This window comes from Mesobacillus maritimus, assembly GCF_023715205.1.
Taxonomy (GTDB): domain Bacteria; phylum Bacillota; class Bacilli; order Bacillales; family Cytobacillaceae; genus Mesobacillus_B; species Mesobacillus_B maritimus_C.
In genome coordinates this window covers 308,718-328,560 of record NZ_JAMBNR010000004.1, presented here as the reverse complement: position 1 = coordinate 328,560, position 19,843 = coordinate 308,718, and the positions used below count along the sequence as shown (strand labels likewise).

Here is a 19,843-nt window from a genome sequence, read left to right as displayed (position 1 = left end):
CTCAATCATTCACAATCAAACTCTGCTGCGAACGATATATATCCTGATATAACTTTGATTTGTCCATCAGATAATGGTGATCGCCCGCCGCAATCATTTTTCCATCTTCTAAAATCAGAATCTGGTCAGCTTCCTTCGCTGTGCTAATCTTTTGAGTAATAATCAATGTTGTACATTGATATTGTTTTAGCGCATCTAATAATTTGGCTTCCGTTTTCAAATCTAATGCACTTGTACTATCATCAAGCAACAATATTCGCGGCTTTTTAATTAATGCTCGCGCAATCGATAATCTCTGTTTCTGACCGCCTGATAAATTGACGCCTTTTTGACCAATCATCGTATCGTATTGTTCGGGAAGTTTTGTTATTGTTTTATGGATTTGGGCATCTTCTGTCGCTTGAATCATTTCTTCTAAACTTGCATCCTCTTTTCCCCATGCAAGATTGTCTTTAATGCTCCCTGTAAAAAGCAAAGCTTCTTGAGGAACATAGCCGATTTGTTTCCGCAAATGGTCAAACTCAAGGGTGCGAACATCAACGCCATCTATTTTTACGGTCCCTTCGGTCGTATCATATAGCCTTGGAATCAATTGAAACAAGGAGGATTTACCAGAACCCGTCGCTCCTAAAACAGCAACAGTTTCTCCTGATTCTATTCGAAAATGAATATCTGATAACACATCCGCCTTTGTATCTGGGTAACGAAAAGAAACATGCTCAAACTCAATTCTTCCTCCCTGTTGGTTAACCATTTCGAGTTTATTTAAACCACCATATAAATCCGCCTCCGAATCAAGAACTTCCTCAATCCTCCCTGTTGAAGCAATCGCTCGTGAGTACACCATAATAATCCAAGAAAACATTGAAAAGGCCGTCGTGATTCTTGCTGTGTAGTTTACAACTGCAACGACTTCACCCACGCTAACAGTTCCATTATTGATATCGAGATTTCCGAACCAAAGAACAACCAGAACAGTGATGTTTAAAAAGAACAGTAGCACAGGGATAGCTGTCTCCGTTATTCTTAACGCAAACACCGTTCTGTCCATCAGTTCTTGATTCGATCTTTTAAATCTTTGGGACTCATGACTTCCTCTAGAAAAAGCACGAATCAATCTGATTCCCGAAAGATTTTCACGCATCACACTGTTTACCTGATCAAGCTTTCCTTGAACCAGTTTAAATAATTTAGTTGAGCGTCGCATAATCCAAAATAAGAATACGAACAACGGCGGAATCACTAAAACGAATCCAAGTGCGAGCTTAAAATTCACACTCAGAGCCATAACGATTCCACCAATCACTAGCAACGGGGCCCGCAAAGCAATCCGCAAACTCATAAACAAGGTCATCTGAAGTTGATTCACATCATTTGTCATCCTTGTAATCAAGGATGAGGTGGGAAATTTATTAAAATTCGCGAATGAAAATGACTGAACCTTTTCATATAAATTCTTTCGCAAATCGTAACCAAAGTTTTGGCTCGCGTAAGCTGCGAAAAAAGAGTTTGTTATCCCCGCAATAAAAGCTAACAGGGAAATCCCCAACATAATTCCGCCATATTTTATAACCGTATGTAGATCATTCGCAGCGATTCCTTGATCAATAATCTGAGCCATTAACAGAGGCTGCCACAGCTCAACCGCTAACTCGATTAACATTAAAACAATTGCAATCGCCATCGGGAGTCGGTAAGGTTTTAATAGGGATAATACTTTTTTCATCTAAGTTCCTCCCGCTTTGCTTTTTATAGAAATTACTCCGGTTCCTTCGTTTAACGAAGGATTCTATAGACTGTATTATACTATCTTCATTAGGAAAAATTAGCATTTATCAGAAAATAATAAAGTGATGTAGGAAAAGATTACTTTGGTGTTTGATGAATCTAACTTCTAGTTTAGACAGAAGTTGTGGGATTCCTTATGGTTTTGTCTATGAAGCTATTGTTGGTGGACTGTTTTTACGGGGCTCTCCTTTTTCTGTCTCACAACCCTTTGTTATTAGCAGTTTCTTCGAGGTACAGGCTGCCCCCAAAAAATCTTCAAGTAAAAAGCAGTCTAATTCATTTCAAGATTAGACTGCTTTTTATGGTTGTACCATTGCACTAGCCGACTAACTACTATTTCAACGAAGAAATCATATCCGCACAAATAGCGGCATGCAATTCCCGATTCTCTAATAAGTTTTTCTGAAACTGTGGAATCGCTTCTTTAAATGCTGCTTCAAACTCTGGTGTTCCTTTAGCTGGCAATGAGCCAAATAACTCATCTGCTAGCTTTTGAGCTTCTGGTGCGCGGGGACCCCATTTGCCCACTTCCTCTCCATTTTTATCCACAAGGACAATAATCGGAATCGAACGTGATTTTCCATTAGTTAAATAGCGATCCATCAATTCTAAGTTTTCATCACGAATGAAGTAGCGAACCTCAATTAAGGCCTCATTGGCGATTCTCATAAATATGGGGAGATTCACCATCGCATCTCCACACCAGTCTGCTGTCAAAACCAGCGCTCGTAATTCCCTTGAGTGCAGCTGGTGAAGAAATTCCTTATCCATGTCTTCAAGTTGAAATTTGTTGTATACTCCTAACATTTCTTCTCTGTTTTTTGTCATACTCGAGATATATTCTTGTTGTGTCATCCCCTGCACAAACCATTCTGTTAATGTTTTCACTATTAACCAACCCCACTTTCGCTAAATAACAGAAGGCACCCCCAAAAGGTGCCTCCCTTTTCCATCTTATTTTACCACCAGTGTTTGTTTAATTTCCTGAATCTGCTCAATATGACGTTTCTCATGAGCAGCTATAAACTCGAGTGTTTGTTTTACACTTGTTTTACCAAACACTGGGTGGTTAAGCGCCTTTTCTGAAAGAGTGGCAGGATCTTTCTTATCGATCAACGCAATAACTTTTTCACGAGATTGAGTTAATCGAACCACGATTTCTTCCCTTGTTTTAAATCCTGAAGGCGGATCAATAGGTGATTTTGCTTTATGCGAACGGTCCGTTACATAAGCTAAATTTCTTTCCTTTACCTCTTCATTTGGACCTTGAAGGGCGGCATCCATAAGTGAGAGGAAATAAGACTCGATTTGTTGCAAATGAAGTAATACTTGAGCAATGCTCCAACTCTCAGCGGAAGGCGCTTTGTTTAATTCCTCATCAGAAAGACCTTTTACACTTTGTAAAACTTCGTCTCTAACAGCCTGTATTTGTTCTAATACCATTTGTTTCACTCTCCTCGTTTATGAATTATTAACTAAATGGTCTTTCAATTGGTCACGAAGGGCACGTTTTAGGAATTTCCCGACAGACGTTTTTGGGATTTCTTCCATAAAAATTATGTCATCTGGCAGCCACCATTTAGCAAATTGAGGCGCAATAAAATCGAGCAATTCTTGCTTATTTACTTTTCCTTTAAATGGTTCTTTCAGTACAACACATGCAAGCGGTCGCTCTTGCCATTGTGGGTGAGGCACAGAGATCACACTCGCCTCAAATACGGCCTCATGTGCCATTAAGGCATTTTCAAGGTCAACCGATGAAATCCACTCGCCACCACTCTTAATTAAATCCTTTGTCCGGTCAACTAGTTTAATTACACCTTCTTCATCTACAGTTGCCACATCACCTGTATACAACCAGCCATCACGGAACGCATCTTTTGTCCGCTCATCACGGTAATATTCGTCAGCAATCCATGGTCCCCGAATAAGGAGTTCGCCCATTTCTTGACCATTCCATTCCACTTCGCCATCACCGCTTACAACTTTCATTTCAAGACCTGGTACGAGCAACCCTTGCTTAGATCGGATATCTAGCTTTTCTTCCAAGTCGAGATTCTCTTGATAACTCTTTAATCTTGAAACTGTAACGAGAGGTGTCGTTTCAGTCATCCCGTATGCGTGTAGGAATGGGATGTTGTATTTACTTTCAAAAGTTTTAATCATTCCTCGTGGAGCAGCTGATCCACCGCAAAGGATGACACGTAAGGAAGAAGTATCATAATTTCCAGTTTCGAGCTCTTTCAGAACACCTAACCAAATCGTAGGTACACCAGCAGTCAGTGTAACTTGTTCTTGTTCAATTAGTTCGACTAATAATTTTGGTGTGAACTGCGGCCCAGGCATTACTTGGGTCGAGCCAAACCAAGTAGCTGCAAAGGGAAGTCCCCATGCATTCACATGGAACATCGGTACAACAGCTAAACAAACATCACTCTCAGACAACCCAATCGTGTCTGCCAAACCTGCCGCATAACTATGAAGAACAATCCCGCGATGAGAATAAAGCACCCCCTTTGGGTTCCCTGTCGTTGCAGAGGTATAGCACATCCCCGCAGGCGCATTTTCATCAATATCTTTGACAAACTCAAAGCCAGGGTCACCTTCTTTAAGCAGTTCTTCATAAGAATAGACTGGCGCCAAAGAAGTTTCGGGAAGAACGTCCTTATCCGTCATAATGACATACGCTTTAACACAGTTAAATTGATCACTGACTTTTTCAATTAGTGGCAGCAAGTCCTCATCAATCAGCAACACTTTATCTTCAGCGTTATTGACTATATAGGTGATATGCTCTGCTGATAAACGGATATTGATTGTGTGCAGCACAGCTCCCATCCCTGGGGCCGCAAAGTAACCCTCTAAATGACGATGATGGTTCCAAGCAAATGTCCCAACTTTATCGCCTTGTTTGACTCCTAATTTTTCTAGCGCGCTCGCGAGTCTTCTTGTGCGCTCTCCAATTTCCTTATAAGTAAGCCGGTGAATTCCAGATAAAGTTCTGGAAATGACCATCTTTTTCGGAAAAAACTTCTCTGCTCTTTCTAGTAAAGAACCGACTGTTAAAGGTACGTTCATCATTGGCATCCTAACCCCTTTCCATTTTTATTCTCAAAATAAATCTCCTCTAGAATTTTGATAAACTAAAAATCCTAAAGTTGAATTTGAATAAAGTTATCTTTATAAATGAAAGGCTACTTTTACAAAGTGATTGTTGAAAAAAGTGAGCATACTACTAGATTACAAGTCTTTTAAAACAGACTGAGTATGTTCTCCCTTTTCAGGTGGACGTGCCTGTTGATTTACTTGTTTATCTCCATGCATTCTTACTTGTCTAACTCCATCTAGCGACTCATAAATTACTTCGCGCTCCCGGAAATATGGGAAGGTTGCGAGCTCCCCAGTTTCCAGTACAGGAGCTAAACAACAATCTACTCGCTGACCGAACTCCGTCCACTCTGCTAATGTTTTACTTTTAAACAATGACTGAAGTTCCTCATAGACTGGATTTCCTGCTTCTGCTTTTGAAAAATGAGCAGTAATCCAGTCTGTTCGACCAACAGCGTGACAGAATTGTTCCCAAAATTTCGGCTCAAGAGCCCCCATACTCATGAATCTCTTATCCTTCGTTTCATATAATCCGTAGGCAACAATGCTTCCATTTAAGACATTGACTCCATATGGGTATCCTGTTTCCTTTTCAATTAACACGTGGTTGGTCATCAACGAAATCATTGCATCTGTTAGAGATATACAATGGTAACTTCCTTTCCCCGTTTTCAATCGGGAGACAAGTCCTGCTAAAATTCGTTCGGATGCCGCCATCCCACCAATGAAATCAGCAAATGTATTCGTCGGGTGCACTGGCCTTCCTTCTCGACCTTTTAATTGAGCAAGAATTCCACTTAAAGCCAAATAGTTAAGGTCATGACTCCCTAGCTCCGCCATTGCTCCTTCTTTCCCATAACCAGTGATTGAAACATAAACAATTTTAGGATTGACCTTGCTGACTTCTTCATAACTTAGGCCCAACTTTGCCATTACATTTGGTCGAAAGCTTTCGATGACGGCATCAGCTTGAGCAATTAGCTTTAGGGCGATAGCCCGGTCCTCTTCCGCTTTCAAATTCAAAGCAACGCTTTTTTTTCCACGATTTTGTGCTCGAAAAACGGCACCTGTTTCTTCACCTTCTGGAACACCTGTGTTTCTAGCAGGATCTCCACTGGGAGGTTCAATTTTGATAATATCTGCTCCCAAATCTACAAGTCTAAGCGTCGCAAAAGGCCCTGGAAGATAGTTTGTAAAATCTATGACTCGTATTCCATCTAACATAAATCCCCCTCACATTCATATGCCCATTGCCTGAAAGGTTTGCCTACTTTTCTAGTTATTCTGCTCTGTTAGAGCGCCTACTTAAGCACAGCACATTAGCTGTGTTTGTTCCCCGTGAACAGCTCTTCTAGTTGTTTGCGTAAAACAAACTTTTGAATTTTTCCACTTGCATTCCTCGGCAATTGGTCCACAAATATATACTTTCGAGGACGTTTATAGTTTGCAAGTTTATCGCTCTGTTTGCATAATGCATCAAGCTCTGACTCAGTTAATGCCGGATCTTTCTTGACCACAAATGCGGTGACAACTTCCCCCCAGCGTTCATCTGGTTGACCTATAATGGCAACATCTAAGACTCCTTTATGTTCATAAAGAATATCTTCAACTTCACGTGGATAAATATTTTCGCCACCAGAAATAATCATATCGTCAACACGGTCCTTGACCCACAAATACCCGTCTTCATCAAGATAACCAATATCTCCAGAGTGGTACCAACCCTTATATAGAGCTTTTTCAGTAGCTTCTGGACGATTATAATAACCTGTCATCATGCACGGACCTTGAACAATGATTTCCCCGTTCTCACCTACTGGCATTTTTTCTTCCGGGTCGGATGGGCCATCTTCGCGAGCCCGAACAACTCGAATTTCATGATTTAAACAGGCTTGCCCAGCTGACCCCGCTTTAGTTAATTGATCTTCTTCTGATAAAAACGAAATTGCCGGTCCCATCTCTGTCATCCCGTAGGCTTGAACAAGTTTGATTCCAAGTTTCTCTTGGCAGGCACGTACAAGGGCGGGGGCCATTGGCGCGGCTCCATATAATCCAAGTTGTAGACTATCAATCTTATATTGAGATAAATCTTCTTGTAGAAGCATATTCCACATCGTTGGTGCAGCAAAAAATTTGGTGATTTTTTCTGTTTCAATAAGTTGTAACACTCTCTGTGGCTGAAATTGGTGGAGGATGACATTCTTTGCCCCGATATGAACACGCGGGAGTATGGCACAATGAAGCTCAGCACAATGAAACATTGGTGCCGTGACAAGACCTACATCTTGAGGATTTAACTTTTTTGCATGCATGACAATTAGGCTTTGTTCTGCCATATCGCGATGTAAATGCATCACACCTTTTGGACGTCCAGTTGTCCCGCTTGTATACATAATGGCATAAAGGTCTGTTTCCGAGACTTCCATGTTAATAGGTGCATCTGCTGCTTGTTGCACCTTTTCATGGTAGCCAGCAGCATATGCTGGTGGCGCGTCATCAATAAACCAAAATGCAGTCTGTGGAAAGCGGTTTTCAATTAAAGTAATCGCCGATTCAAGATCTTTCTCAAAGATGACAACCTTCGGCATTGCGTCCTTTAAAATGTAGGCAACTTCTTCGGCCATTAACCGGAAGTTAATTGGATTAAAAACAGCACCGATTTTTGCACAAGCAAAAAAAGTTGTTGCGAGTTCTTCCGTATTATAAAGATACGTTGAAACCCGGTCCCCCTTTTTTACACCTTCTTTTAAAAGCGCGTTCGCAAGCTTATTTACCTCGATACTCCATTCCTGATAGGTCATCCGGAGGTTTTTCCTCGGTTCATAAAGTGCCTCTTTGTGTGGATACTTTTGAACGGTTAAATCGAACATTTTGCCAACAGTGGTCATCTTTTACCCCCTATACTCGGTTGAATTTATCCACTTTAGAAATTAAATACGCTCAATAATGGTTGCGTTTGCCATTCCATGGCCTTCACACATGGTTTGTAAACCGTAGCGACCACCGCTTCTTTCTAGTTCACTCATCATCGTACACATTAGCCGTGCCCCACTCGCACCCAGAGGATGTCCTAGCGCAATCGCTCCACCGTTTGGATTTAATTTTTCAGGGTTGGCACCAATCTCTTTTAACCAAGCAAGCGGAACAGAGGCAAAAGCTTCATTTACTTCAAACACATCGATGTCATCGACAGTAAGACCAGCCTTTTCAAGCACTTTTTTTGTTGCCGGAATTGGGCCTGTTAACATCATTGTAGGGTCCGATCCAACCACAACTCTTGTTAACACGCGAAAACGCGGCTTTAATCCAAGTTCCTCTGCTTTTTCTCGCGACATTAATAATAACGCCCCAGCGCCATCACTAATTTGGCTAGAATTCCCGGCATGAATGACACCATCTTCTTTGAAAACGGTTTTTAAATTCGCAAGAACCTCAACAGTGGTGCCTTCTCTTGGACCAGAGTCATCCTTAATAACGACCTTTTCTCCATTTTCAAGCGTAACCTCTAATGGCATAATTTCTTTTTCAAAAAAGCCTTCAGCTTGGGCTTTCAATGCACGGCGATGACTCTCAGTTGAAAACTCATCCAGTTCTTCTCGAGTAAATCCATACGCCTCTGCAATCCGTTCTGCTGACAAGCCTTGATGAATCATTTCGTAACTCTCGCGTAACTGCGGGCTAAATGGGTCTGCGTTTCCATAGTTCGATCCCATCGGAACACGGGACATACTTTCTACCCCACCGGCAATCACGATATCCATATCTCCAGACAAAATTGCTTGGGCAGCAAAATGAACAGCTTGTTGACTAGAGCCACATTGGCGATCGACCGTAGTTCCCGGAACTTCAATTGGGAAACCAGCTGTTAACGCTGCAACTCTGGCAATATCTCCAGCTTGTTCTCCAGCCTGTGATACACATCCTAGGATTACGTCGTCAACAAGTCCTGCCTCAATACCTGTCCGCCGAACAAGTTCTTTCAAAACTTCCGCAGCTAACACGTCTGGACGAATATCCCTTAAAAGTCCATTTCTTCTACCTACAGGTGTTCGAACCGCCTCAACAATTACCACTTCTCTCAAATGATTTCCTCCTTTAAATTGGGAACAAGCAGTGCCCTCGTTTTATTTATAGCCCTAAATTTTTTGCAATAATGGTTTTCATAATTTCATTCGTACCGGCATAAATACTTGACACTTGAATATCTCTGAACCTTCTCGCAATCTCATATTCTTCCATATATCCATATCCTCCGTGGAGCTGCATACACTCGGTGGCAATTCTTTTTGCCACTTCAGTGAACTTCCATTTTGCCATCGATACTTTCGTCACAACATTTTTACCTTCAATGTGTTCAGCAATCAATTGGTCTAGGAACGTACGTCCCATTTCAATATCAGTAGCCATATCCACAAGCATGAATTGCGTGTTTTGGAATTTCCCAATTGGTTTCCCGAACGCTTGACGGACTTTTACATACTCTAGTGTTTGCTCGAACATGACTTCTGAGGCAACCTGCCCTGCAATCGCAACTAGCAGTCTTTCTTGTTGCAACTTTTCCATTAAATAAAGAAACCCTTTCCCTTCATCCCCAATTAAGTTCTCTTTCGGCACACGGCAATCTTCAAAAATTAGTTCAGCCGTATCCTGTGAATGCAACCCTACTTTGTTTAATTTTCTTCCACGCGAAAACCCAGGTGTTCCTCTTTCGACAACTAACAAACTTACCCCTTTATGTTGCGGTACTGCCTTCGGATCAGTTTTACATGCAACTAAAACAAAGTCTGATTGGATTCCATTTGTAATAAATGTCTTTTGTCCGTTTAAAATATAATGGTCCCCATCAAGAATAGCTGTTGTTTGAATACCCGCTAAATCTGAACCTGTGCCGGGTTCCGTCATCGCAATGGCCGAGATGATTTCACCAGTCACAAACTTTGGCAACCAGCGTTGTTTTTGCTCTTCTGTTCCATAGGAATTAATATAAGGAGCCACGATGTCACTATGTAATCCAATCCCGATTAGGCCCGAACCAACACGCTCAAGTTCTTCATTAATAACAACCGAATAACCCCAATCGACTCCACTTCCACCATATTTCTCGTCGAGATCTGGACATAGAAAACCTTGCTCCCCCATTTTTGTCCAAAATTCTCTCGGGATCATTCGGTCTTCTTCCCATTTTTCATAGTTTGGATAAGCTTCTTTTTCAAGAAATTTCCGCAACGACTTTCTAAACATTTCATGGTCATCTGTTAAGTATGGATGTCTCATTAGCCTCTTCTCCTTTATGCAATCGCTTACAATTTTCGACTTATTTTTCTTTGTTGGTCAAACATAGACTGTACTACTATTCTATTGAGACAAAGACTGAAGATTACAAATAATAAAATCAGACTAGTTTTTCTGCTCACTCACGCTGTATAGCATTTACTTGGGCTGCATCCGGATGCCTCCATCTAATCGGATTGTTTCACCATTTAGCATTGGGTTTTCAATAATACTATTTACTAACTGAGCATATTCTTCTGGGTGACCTAGTCTAGGAGGGAATGGAATCATTTTTCCAAGTGCGGTTCTTGCCTCTTCAGGAAGAGTGTCAAACATTGGGGTATGGAATAATCCCGGAGCAATGGTCATCACACGGATGCCATGTTGAGCTAACTCGCGAGCAATTGGTAACGTCATACTTACAATGCCACCCTTAGAAGCACTATAAGCCGCTTGACCAATTTGCCCTTCAAAAGCGGCAACAGAGGCTGTGTTGATTATCACCCCTTTTTCACCATTAGCTGAGGCCTCATTGTTCTTCATTTCCTCAGCAGCAAGACGGATTACATTAAACGTACCTATCAGATTAATTTGAATGACCTTTGAAAACAGGTCTAAATCATGAACTCCTTTTTTGCTAACCACTTTGCTGGCAACACCAATGCCTGCGCAATTGACGACAGTATTGAGACCACCGAGTGATCTAACCGCTTGCCCAATGGCGTTCTTCACTGTTTCTTCATTCGTTACATCAGTTAGAACGAAGGAAACACTGTCCCCAAGCTCTTCCGTTAGTGCTTTCCCCCGTTCGATTGCCAAATCTAAAATAACAGCCTTTCCGCCATTTTTTACAATGTTTCGTACCGTCGCTTCTCCCAAGCCTGAAGCCCCACCGGTCACAATTGCTTTCACTGCACTAGAGTTCAATTCTATCCCTCCTTGTGTAACTTTTGTTCTACTATATTTATCCTAACGAATGTACATGTATCTCGCAATATAAATGACAGAAAATTCACGCGACATTTTTCGCAGACCTTCTTCTAAGCTGGATTTCCTCTAATGCACCGGAACCAAATAAAACTCCAATTATAATAAAGATTAACCCATATAAATGAAAACTCGTAACCTTTTCACCAAGGAATAAAGCAGCTCCTAATAGTGAAAAGAAAGTATTCAGATTCAAGAAGATGGACGTCTCAGCTGGCCCTACCTTTCCAACAGCATGATTGTAAACCATATGACCTAATGCGGTTGCAAACACCGCAGATCCTAATAGAATAAGCCATTGAACAAGCGTTGCATTCATAAGACCATTGATAATTCCTTCTGGCTCTAACACCGATCCAACCATAATCAAAACAACCGAACCGAAAATTAGCATATAGCCCGTTAATAGGCGAGGATCCATCGTTTTAGCAGCCTTTGAGATTAAAATAAAACTAGCTGCTTGTGCCAAAATAGATAAAAAAACATAAAGATCGCCAAGCGAAATACCGCTCAGCCCTTCTCCACCACCAAGAACGATAAAAGCTATCCCAATTCCACCAGAAATAAAGCCAATGCTCCGTACCATTGTTAAACGAGTACCAATAAATAGAATTGCCATCAAGGCCGTAAGCAAAGGTCCCATACCTAGTATTAGTCCTCCGTTTACTGCCGAGGTATTTGAAAGTCCCAAACCCAAGAATAAATGATGTGCTGTGACATTTAATAGTCCGCCAAAGACAATGTAAACATACTCTTTCTTATTTGGCTTCCTTAATTTTTTCATTACCCCTAAAGCAATAAAAACAACGATCCCTGCCATAAAAACACGAACCGCCTGAATGAGAATCGTTGGAAACGATTCAACTAATATTTTTATAGCGGAAACATTTAGCCCCCAGATGATCATAACTCCCAACAGAGTTAAATAGATTGATAAATTCCTCAAGGTATACCCTTCTTTCTCGTTTTTCGACCCTATCATTCTAGCACAAGATATCCAAATATCGGTAAATCAATTGCAACACATAACAAAATCGGAGCCACTCTGTTCTGAAGCGCTGATGCCAGTCGCAGATAGACTATGAAATATCTGATGCTAGTCACTACTTGATTTTAACAATAAAGAAACCCGCCAAATAGGCGAGCCTTAAAGAAGTCTAATTTCACTAAATTATTTAACTAAAAGAGAAGGAGCACCTCTTCTCTACTCTAATGACTATTTTATGAGTAGTGCTTAATCATTTATTCCATTAAAGCCTTTATTAAATCCTTTCTTGTAGGAGTAGCAGCCACTCGGTCTACTTTAAACCCCATATCTTGCAGTGTTGCCGCTGTTTTTTTACCGAGACAAGCAATTTCCGCGGTTTCAAAAAGCTCCTTGCTGATGATTCCTTCCGAAACGCCTTCTTTCAAGACCACTTGAACGGATTCAGCAGACGGAAATAGTAGAGTATTCACTCCTGCCTCTTCTAACATTCTATTTGCGATTGGCAAAAAGCTTTTATCCACTTCTTTTACGCTCGTTAGATAAAAATCTACTCCATCACCTGGTTTCTGGGAGTTATCCCCTACAACCAATATAGATTCCTCAAAGTTAGCCTCTTCCTCAACAAGCTGTGCAAGCAAACCTTTTTCGTTTAGAGCCTTAATCGATTTTGTCGATTTCCCATAAAGGGTTGCCGATAAACTACGCACATCGATTCTTTCGCGTATCAAATCCTCAAAAAAATCTGTGACACTCTCAGGAGAGGTAAATAAAACTTGCTTATAAGCAGACAGTTTTCGGAGAATGTCTCGATTAACAGGTGCTTTTGTTCGTTTCCATCTTGGGAACTCAATGACATCAGCGCCTTGATTGATTAATTCCTTAGCCAAGCCACTTTCCTTCGTGCCAGTTCTTGCAAGGAGGATCTGCCGGCCGAATAACGGCTTTTGTTCAAACCAATTTAACTTTTCACGAAGAGAAACAATCTTCCCCACCAACGTAATTGCAGGGTTTGCAAAATTAGCTGTTTTTGCTTTATCAGCAATATTCTCGAGGGTTCCTTCTAATGTTTCCTGACGCCCAAAGGTACCCCACCGAATTAGGATAACTGGAGTATCAGTCGGTTTTCCATGCTTTATGAGATTTTCTGCAATATATGGTAGGTTGGAAATCCCCATATAAAAGGCAATGGTATCAATTCCGGTCGCCAGACTAGCCCAGTTCAGCTTCGGTTGTCCCTCTTGCGACTTATCATGAGCTGTAATTACAGCAAAACTTTCACCAAACTCTCGGTGGGTTACCGGAATTCCAGCATATAAAGGAGCTGCAATCCCGGAAGTAATCCCTGGAACGATTTCATAAGGAATACCGTGCTCAGCTAAAGCTGCAGCTTCTTCCCCAACTCTCCCAAAGACACCAGGGTCCCCTCCTTTTAAGCGTACCACTGCTTTTCCTTCTAACCCTTTTTCGACTAATAGGGCGTTAATCGCATCCTGGCGTAAGATATGTCGGTATGGAAGTTTTCCACAATAAATCAGTTCACAGCCAGCAGGGGCAAACTCAAGTAGCTTTGGATTCGCCAGACGATCATATAAAATCACTTCTGCCTGTCGGATGGCTTCCATCCCTTTTACCGTAATAAGCCCTATGTCTCCTGGTCCTGCTCCAACTAAAAATACTTTTCCTGTCATGGTGCCGACACCCTTCCCCCTGATCTATACAATAGACGATTTTTAAAAAGAGAGAACAGTTTGTCCTCTCTTTTCGTTAATTTCTACTTTACGATAAAAACCTGGTCGTTGTCTCGTTCTACTGAAAAAATTTTCACCTGACCTTCATCAGGGGCCTGAACTTTTCCATCCGTCAAGGAAATTTTCAAATCATAAACTGGACAATAAACAAACTCCCCGCTAACTAACCCCTCACTTAGGGTCCCTCCTTTTGGATGTGGGCTGCGATTTTCAATCGCTCGAACTTCCCCATTAGATAGCCTGAAAAGAACGATTTCTACTCCATCTACTCGAAAAACCTGGCCGACCCGTTCTGGTAAGCTTTGATATTCTGTCACCAACGTTTTCTTCATTTAAATCCCCCTCACTTATACTAAAACTGGAACATCACGTTTTTGGTAGTATTTATCTTTAATCTCTTTATTTTCAATTGTTTCTGACCATGGTTCATTGTATTTCTCTAACGTTTTATCTAAACGGTCATTTAAAGCCTTTCTTGTCTGCTCGTCGGCAAGAACCTCTTTCACATGGTCAAGCCCTACACGCTCTACCCATGTTGAGGTACGTTCCAGATAGTTCGCATTCTCCCGGTAATATTGTAAAAACGCTCCAATTAGTTCAATGACTTCGTCTTTTGTTTTAACCGTTGCAAATAAATCACCGGCGCGTAAGTCTGTGCCACCATTACCAGCAACATAAAGTTCCCAGCCACCATCAATTCCAACCACACCAAAGTCCTTAATTCCTGATTCAGCGCAGTTTCTTGGACAAGCAGATACCCCCATTTTTACTTTATGTGGAGTGTCTAAACGCTCGAACTTTTTCTCTAGCTCAATTCCTAGGCCCATTGAATCTTGTGTACCATAGCGGCAGAACTTCGCGCCCACGCATGTTTTAACCGTACGCAATGTCTTCCCGTATGCATAACCAGACTGCATGCCGAGGTCTTCCCAAACGGAAGGTAAATCTTCTTTGCTAACTCCATAAAGACCAATTCGCTGACCGCCAGTTAGTTTTACAAGTGGCACATCGTATTTTTCAGCCACTTCCGCGATTTTTTTCAAGTCCTGAGCAGAAGTTACACCGCCATACATTCTTGGAATAACAGAGTATGTTCCGTCTTTTTGAATATTTGCATGCATCTTTTCATTTACAAGTCGAGAGTCACGATCATCCTTATACTGGTCTTGAAGGATCATGCCTAGATAATAGTTCAAGGCTGGACGACACTTTGTACACCCTTCTTCTTGTTTCCATCCGAGGACATTCATGACCTCTTTCACACTTGTCAGACCCTTTTGCTTAATTTCTGCTACAACTTCATCACGACTTAAAGTTGTACAACCACATAAAGCCGTTTTCTTTGCTGCCACATCGTACTTGTCTCCTAGCGCATGAGCAAGAATATCTGAGATTAAAGACTTACAACGTCCACATGAACGACCAGCGTTTGTGCAACTTCCCACTTCTTCAACAGAAGTTAGATCTTTCGTTTGAATCGCTTCGACAATTGTTCCCTTTGTAACTCCATTGCAGCCACAAACAATTTCATCAGCTGCCATTGTGGCAACATCACTTGACTCTCCGCCTCCACAACAACCACTTTCTAGAATCGACACGCTCGTCATACCGCTTACGTCTTCTTTTTTCAACAGCATTCTAAATAATCTTGAGCTATCTTTTGTATCACCATAAAGGACAATACCGGAAATCTTGTTGTCACGAATGATAACTTTTTTATAAACACCATCAAATTCGTTATGCACTTTGATCGATTTCGTTTTCGGATCGTCATTGATTTCCCCTGCTGAAAATAAATCTACACCCGAAACTTTTAAGCCTGTTCCAACAATGGAGCCTTCATAAGGTTTGGTCTCGACACCACAAAGTTTCGTAGCGAGCACTTTTCCTTGTTCATATAAAGGAGCAACCAAGCCATACACCATTTCGCGATGTTCTGCACATTCACCGACAGCATATACATTTGGCATACTTGTTTGCATATAATCGTCAACAACAATGCCGCGATTCACATAAATTCCACTTTCGCTTGCCACTTGAACGTTTGGTCGGATTCCTACTGCCATAACGACCAAATCAGCAGCAATTTCTTTTCCATCTGAGAAGCGTAGACCAGTCACTCTTTCGTCTCCAAGAATCTCTGTAGTCTGCTTTTCCATGATAAAATTCATTCCTTGGGCTTCAAGCTCTTCTTTCAGCATATTCGAAGCCGTTGGATCTAGCTGCCGTTCCATTAAATGAGGCATTAAGTGAATAACATCCACTTCCATGCCAAGGTTAAGTAAGCCGCGTGCCGCTTCAAGACCGAGCAAGCCGCCCCCAATCACCGCTGCCCTTTTATATTCCTTCGCTGTCTTGATCATCATTTCACAATCTTGGATATCACGAAAACCCGTAACTCCTTTTTTATCGGCCCCCGGAATTGGTAAAATAAACGAACTTGAACCCGTAGCAATAATCAATTCATCATATTCTACTTTTCTACCTTTATCAGAAATCACTTGTTTTGCTTCGGAATCAATTTTTACAATTGCTTCATTCGTAAACAATTGAATATCATGATCCCGATACCATTCCCAACTATTCATAATAATATCTTCTACAGTAGTATCACCTTGTAAAACAGTTGAAAGTTGAATCCGATTATAATTTGGATGTGGTTCATTTCCAAAGATGGTAATTTCAAATGCTTCAGGGGCAATCTTTAACATATCTTCGATTGTCCTCACACCAGCCATACCGTTCCCAATCATTACAAGTTTTTTCTTGCTCATACCAAATTCCCCCTATTAATTGAATGTTATCTATTAGCACCTTGTTAAGGGTATATATTGTTCTCTTAATGATTAAATTGTAATCCTTTTAGGTGAATTATTTTGTGAAATAAATCACATTTTCTGTTGTTTGTGCATTGTTTCACAAATGTGTCAAACTTAGAGGGGAAATTGTGGGACACTCATACTGACTTCAGCCTCTTCATGCAACACACTTTTCCCTGTTTCCTTCAAAAACTTGCTTCATGAACTCTATATAAGATACATTTGTCAAATCCCACATCGTTATTGTAAATTTATCCATATCTAGTACTAATAGCCTAAATCGCACATACATATACATCCCAATAAATGTAAATAACAGGAGTATTGAACTATTGAACCGGTGACCCTACTAAAATACAATAAAACCAATGAATATTTATACGTAAATTTATATTTTAATGCATATTAGGGGGATTTAATTTGAAAAAGACAAAATGGATGACGGGTGTGCTTGCTGCTAGTTTACTAGTTTCAATCCCAACACCCGCTGCACTTGCAGGTCCGGTTAAATGGGTAAATGTAAACGTAAATGAAGAACAAGATGAAAGCTTATTTAATAGTGAAAACTATGATTTTATGAAGTTTTCTCAAATCGGTGAAAAGCTTGAGGAAATTGACAAGAAGTCGAACCGAATCAAGGTTGAAGTTAGAGGAACTTCCTCTGAAGGTTATCCACTCTACGTTGTTACGATTGCCGACCCGAAATCACAAGGGAAGTTCGGAAAGATTCAAGCATTAAGAAAACAAATGTTTAAAAACCCTGAAAAAGCTCAGGATTGGATTGCGAATAACCCTGATTTTAAAGTTCCAATTATGATCAATGGATCCATCCATGGAACTGAATTTGTTGGCAGTGACGCGGTTATCCAGTTAATAGAGCGCTTTGCTCTTGAGAACGACGAAGAAACAAAGGAAATCTTAGAAAATAACATTCTTATTTTCAATGTAGTCCAAAATCCTGATGGACGTGTGGATGCCACTCGTTTTAATGGCGAGGGAATTGACTTAAACCGTGACTTTATTACGCAATCACAGCCAGAAACACGTGAAACGGTAGAGCTTCTTACCGAGTGGAATCCAATGGTATTCCTTGATACTCACGGTTATGTAAGTGGTTATGGTCCTAATTTAGAAGGACTCATTGAACCTTGTACTCCTCCACATAATCCAAATTATGAATATGATTTATATCAAAAATGGGCATACGGCCAAGCCGAGGCAATGGAGTCTGAAATTCTAGCAGACAAAGTGAGTTACGATGGTAACCAATACAAAGAAATGAAAGGTGTTTATATTCCTCAACGTGATGATGCTGATGGCTGGGATGATTATCCACCAATTTTCACGCCAATGTATGCAATGTATCACGGTGCATATGGACATACCCTTGAGTCGCCAACAAACGACGAAGATGGTGTACGTTGGATGTACAACGCCATCATGGGTGCACTAAAATACGCGACAGATAACAAACAGGAAATGATCACAGACCAAATTGAGATGTTCAAGCGAGGAATTCAGTTTGACCATCCGTACCATGATGAAGGACATTTTCCAAATGCCTACATCCTACCTGTTGATGAAAAAGACCCTACAGTAACGGAAAAAGCTGTTAACCACCTTCTCTTTAATGACATTGAAGTGGTACAAGCTGCAAAGTCATTTACTGCAGGTGGAAAGCAATATGAAAAGGGAACCTACATTGTCCCAATGAATCAAGCTAAAGCAGGTCTTGCCAATACAATGCTTTGGGATGGAGAGGATATCTCGAATGATACTCCTTCCATGTATGATATTTCCGCATGGAGCCTTCCTGAACTATGGGGTTTTGAAGCCAATCCAGTTCAGGAAGAAGTAAATGTCGTCTCCTCAAAGGTGAATAAAGTGGACGGACAAGGTGCTGTTTCTGGAAAAGGTCCATTCTTGATTCCAAACAGTTCTGTAAAAGCAGTCGAACTTGCGAATACGTTGTTAAACGAAGGTGTGACCGTATTACGTGATGCTGAGGGGAACTTCTATGCTAATGCTAAAGCAAACGAAGTTTCAGCAGCTGTGAAAGCCTCAGGTTTAGAAATCGGCACAGCAAAAGTACCTGCTGATGCGGAAGTTTTGCAAAGCATGAAAGTGGCTATTTTAAAAGATGGCGGCATCAACAAAGCTCAATCCCATGCGGGAACCAAGCTTGCGTTAAAACGCCTTGGCTTTGATGTGACCGAAGTAACCCCTGTTGAAGTCGCAGAGCAAGGGTTAAGTGGATTCGATGTGTTCGTTTATAGTGGAACTGAAACGTTAATTACCACTAGTACGAATAGAGCCGGAAATAAGGAGTTCATCCTTCAGAGTCAGGCACAACTAGATGCTTTGAAACAAAATATAAACTCCTTCTTAGCTGATGGTGGAAAATACCTTGCTGTCGGTGCAGGGGCATCGATTGCTACGGAACAACTTGGTCTTACAGATAATACCGTTAAAACTGCCGGCTATAACAGCAATGGTATTGTAAAAATTGATTATTCCGGTGAAGGATTAACAGCAGCGTATGGTCAAGATGACTTTGGATTCGTCTATCGCCCAACATGGTATGAAGTGGCAGGAAATGATGAAGTTGCTGCATCAATCGATGATTCCGAAAACTTCTTCCTTGCTGGACACTGGGCAAATAACAATATTGCTCAAGGCCAACCAGTGATTGTTAAGGAAGAGGATAAAGATGTTACTTTGATCGGTCTTGAAGCAGGCTTCCGCGACCATACTGATTATTTGTTCCGCCTACTATCGAATTCAATTTTCACGAAGTAAAATCGTCTTATTAGTGCATGGTTCTGTAGCTAGATACCTATATTTAACTCTAATCTCACTCAAAAATTAGATTTAGCCCGGCATTTAAATAATGCCGGGCTTTGCTTTATTAACAAAACGACAAAATAGATGAAAACACACATGCAAAATTCAAATTCCTATTTTTACTCTACGATTTTGGCCGTTTTTTCTACGAAACTATCTCTTTTCTCTACGTTTCTTCGGTGTTGCTATACCAATCTACCCATTTTCTCAACAAAGCCCCAGTATACTCTACAAACACCAAATATCTCCAATCAATATTCTATCGCCTCACCAAACAACGCACGCACCCC

Annotated in this window: 14 protein-coding genes; 1 reads left to right on the top strand and 13 read right to left on the bottom strand. The window is 41.0% G+C overall.

The window, feature by feature from the left end; genetic code table 11:
* Position 1: 1 nt before the first annotated feature.
* The 13 genes from M3182_RS07935 to nirB form a co-directional block, all read right to left on the bottom strand.
* Positions 2–1,726, bottom strand: a complete 1,725-nt coding sequence (locus tag M3182_RS07935; protein ID WP_251557596.1) for an ABC transporter ATP-binding protein — start codon at positions 1,724–1,726, stop codon at positions 2–4.
* 395 nt (positions 1,727–2,121) lie between these two features.
* Positions 2,122–2,676, bottom strand: coding sequence for a thioredoxin family protein (locus M3182_RS07930; protein WP_432806595.1), 555 nt, complete (start codon positions 2,674–2,676; stop codon positions 2,122–2,124).
* Positions 2,677–2,742: 66 nt separating this feature from the next.
* Positions 2,743–3,231 carry a DinB family protein gene (locus M3182_RS07925; RefSeq protein WP_251557595.1) on the bottom strand — a complete coding sequence of 163 codons (489 nt, stop codon included), beginning with the start codon at positions 3,229–3,231 and terminating at the stop codon, positions 2,743–2,745.
* Between the two features lie 18 nt (positions 3,232–3,249).
* Positions 3,250–4,869, bottom strand: coding sequence for a long-chain fatty acid--CoA ligase (locus tag M3182_RS07920; RefSeq protein WP_251429112.1), 1,620 nt, complete (start codon positions 4,867–4,869; stop codon positions 3,250–3,252).
* Between the two features lie 159 nt (positions 4,870–5,028).
* Complete coding sequence (locus tag M3182_RS07915) at positions 5,029–6,120, bottom strand: CaiB/BaiF CoA transferase family protein (RefSeq protein ID WP_251557594.1); 1,092 nt, start codon at positions 6,118–6,120, stop codon at positions 5,029–5,031.
* Between the two features lie 95 nt (positions 6,121–6,215).
* The gene (locus M3182_RS07910; protein ID WP_251557593.1) at positions 6,216–7,784 is read right to left on the bottom strand and encodes a fatty acid--CoA ligase; all 1,569 of its coding nucleotides are present in this window, start codon (positions 7,782–7,784) and stop codon (positions 6,216–6,218) included.
* A 42-nt stretch (positions 7,785–7,826) separates the two neighbouring features.
* Entirely contained in the window at positions 7,827–8,978 is a 1,152-nt protein-coding gene (locus tag M3182_RS07905) for a thiolase family protein (protein ID WP_251557592.1), read from the bottom strand.
* Between the two features lie 46 nt (positions 8,979–9,024).
* Complete coding sequence (locus tag M3182_RS07900) at positions 9,025–10,170, bottom strand: acyl-CoA dehydrogenase family protein (RefSeq protein ID WP_251429100.1); 1,146 nt, start codon at positions 10,168–10,170, stop codon at positions 9,025–9,027.
* Positions 10,171–10,326: 156 nt separating this feature from the next.
* Complete coding sequence (locus tag M3182_RS07895; protein ID WP_251429097.1) at positions 10,327–11,094, bottom strand: 3-hydroxyacyl-CoA dehydrogenase; 768 nt, start codon at positions 11,092–11,094, stop codon at positions 10,327–10,329.
* Between the two features lie 85 nt (positions 11,095–11,179).
* The gene (locus tag M3182_RS07890) at positions 11,180–12,100 is read right to left on the bottom strand and encodes a DMT family transporter (RefSeq protein WP_251557591.1); all 921 of its coding nucleotides are present in this window, start codon (positions 12,098–12,100) and stop codon (positions 11,180–11,182) included.
* A 296-nt stretch (positions 12,101–12,396) separates the two neighbouring features.
* Complete coding sequence (gene cobA, locus M3182_RS07885; protein ID WP_251557590.1) at positions 12,397–13,830, bottom strand: uroporphyrinogen-III C-methyltransferase; 1,434 nt, start codon at positions 13,828–13,830, stop codon at positions 12,397–12,399.
* 83 nt (positions 13,831–13,913) lie between these two features.
* Positions 13,914–14,222, bottom strand: a complete 309-nt coding sequence (gene nirD, locus M3182_RS07880; RefSeq protein ID WP_251429089.1) for a nitrite reductase small subunit NirD — start codon at positions 14,220–14,222, stop codon at positions 13,914–13,916.
* A 15-nt stretch (positions 14,223–14,237) separates the two neighbouring features.
* Positions 14,238–16,664 carry a nitrite reductase large subunit NirB gene (nirB, locus tag M3182_RS07875; protein WP_251557589.1) on the bottom strand — a complete coding sequence of 809 codons (2,427 nt, stop codon included), beginning with the start codon at positions 16,662–16,664 and terminating at the stop codon, positions 14,238–14,240.
* 465 nt (positions 16,665–17,129) lie between these two features.
* Here nirB and M3182_RS07870 point away from each other — a divergent pair, with 465 nt between their 5' ends.
* Positions 17,130–19,508 (top strand): M14 family zinc carboxypeptidase, encoded by a 2,379-nt coding sequence (locus M3182_RS07870; RefSeq protein ID WP_251557588.1) that lies wholly within the window; start codon positions 17,130–17,132, stop codon positions 19,506–19,508.
* Positions 19,509–19,843 lie beyond the last annotated feature (335 nt).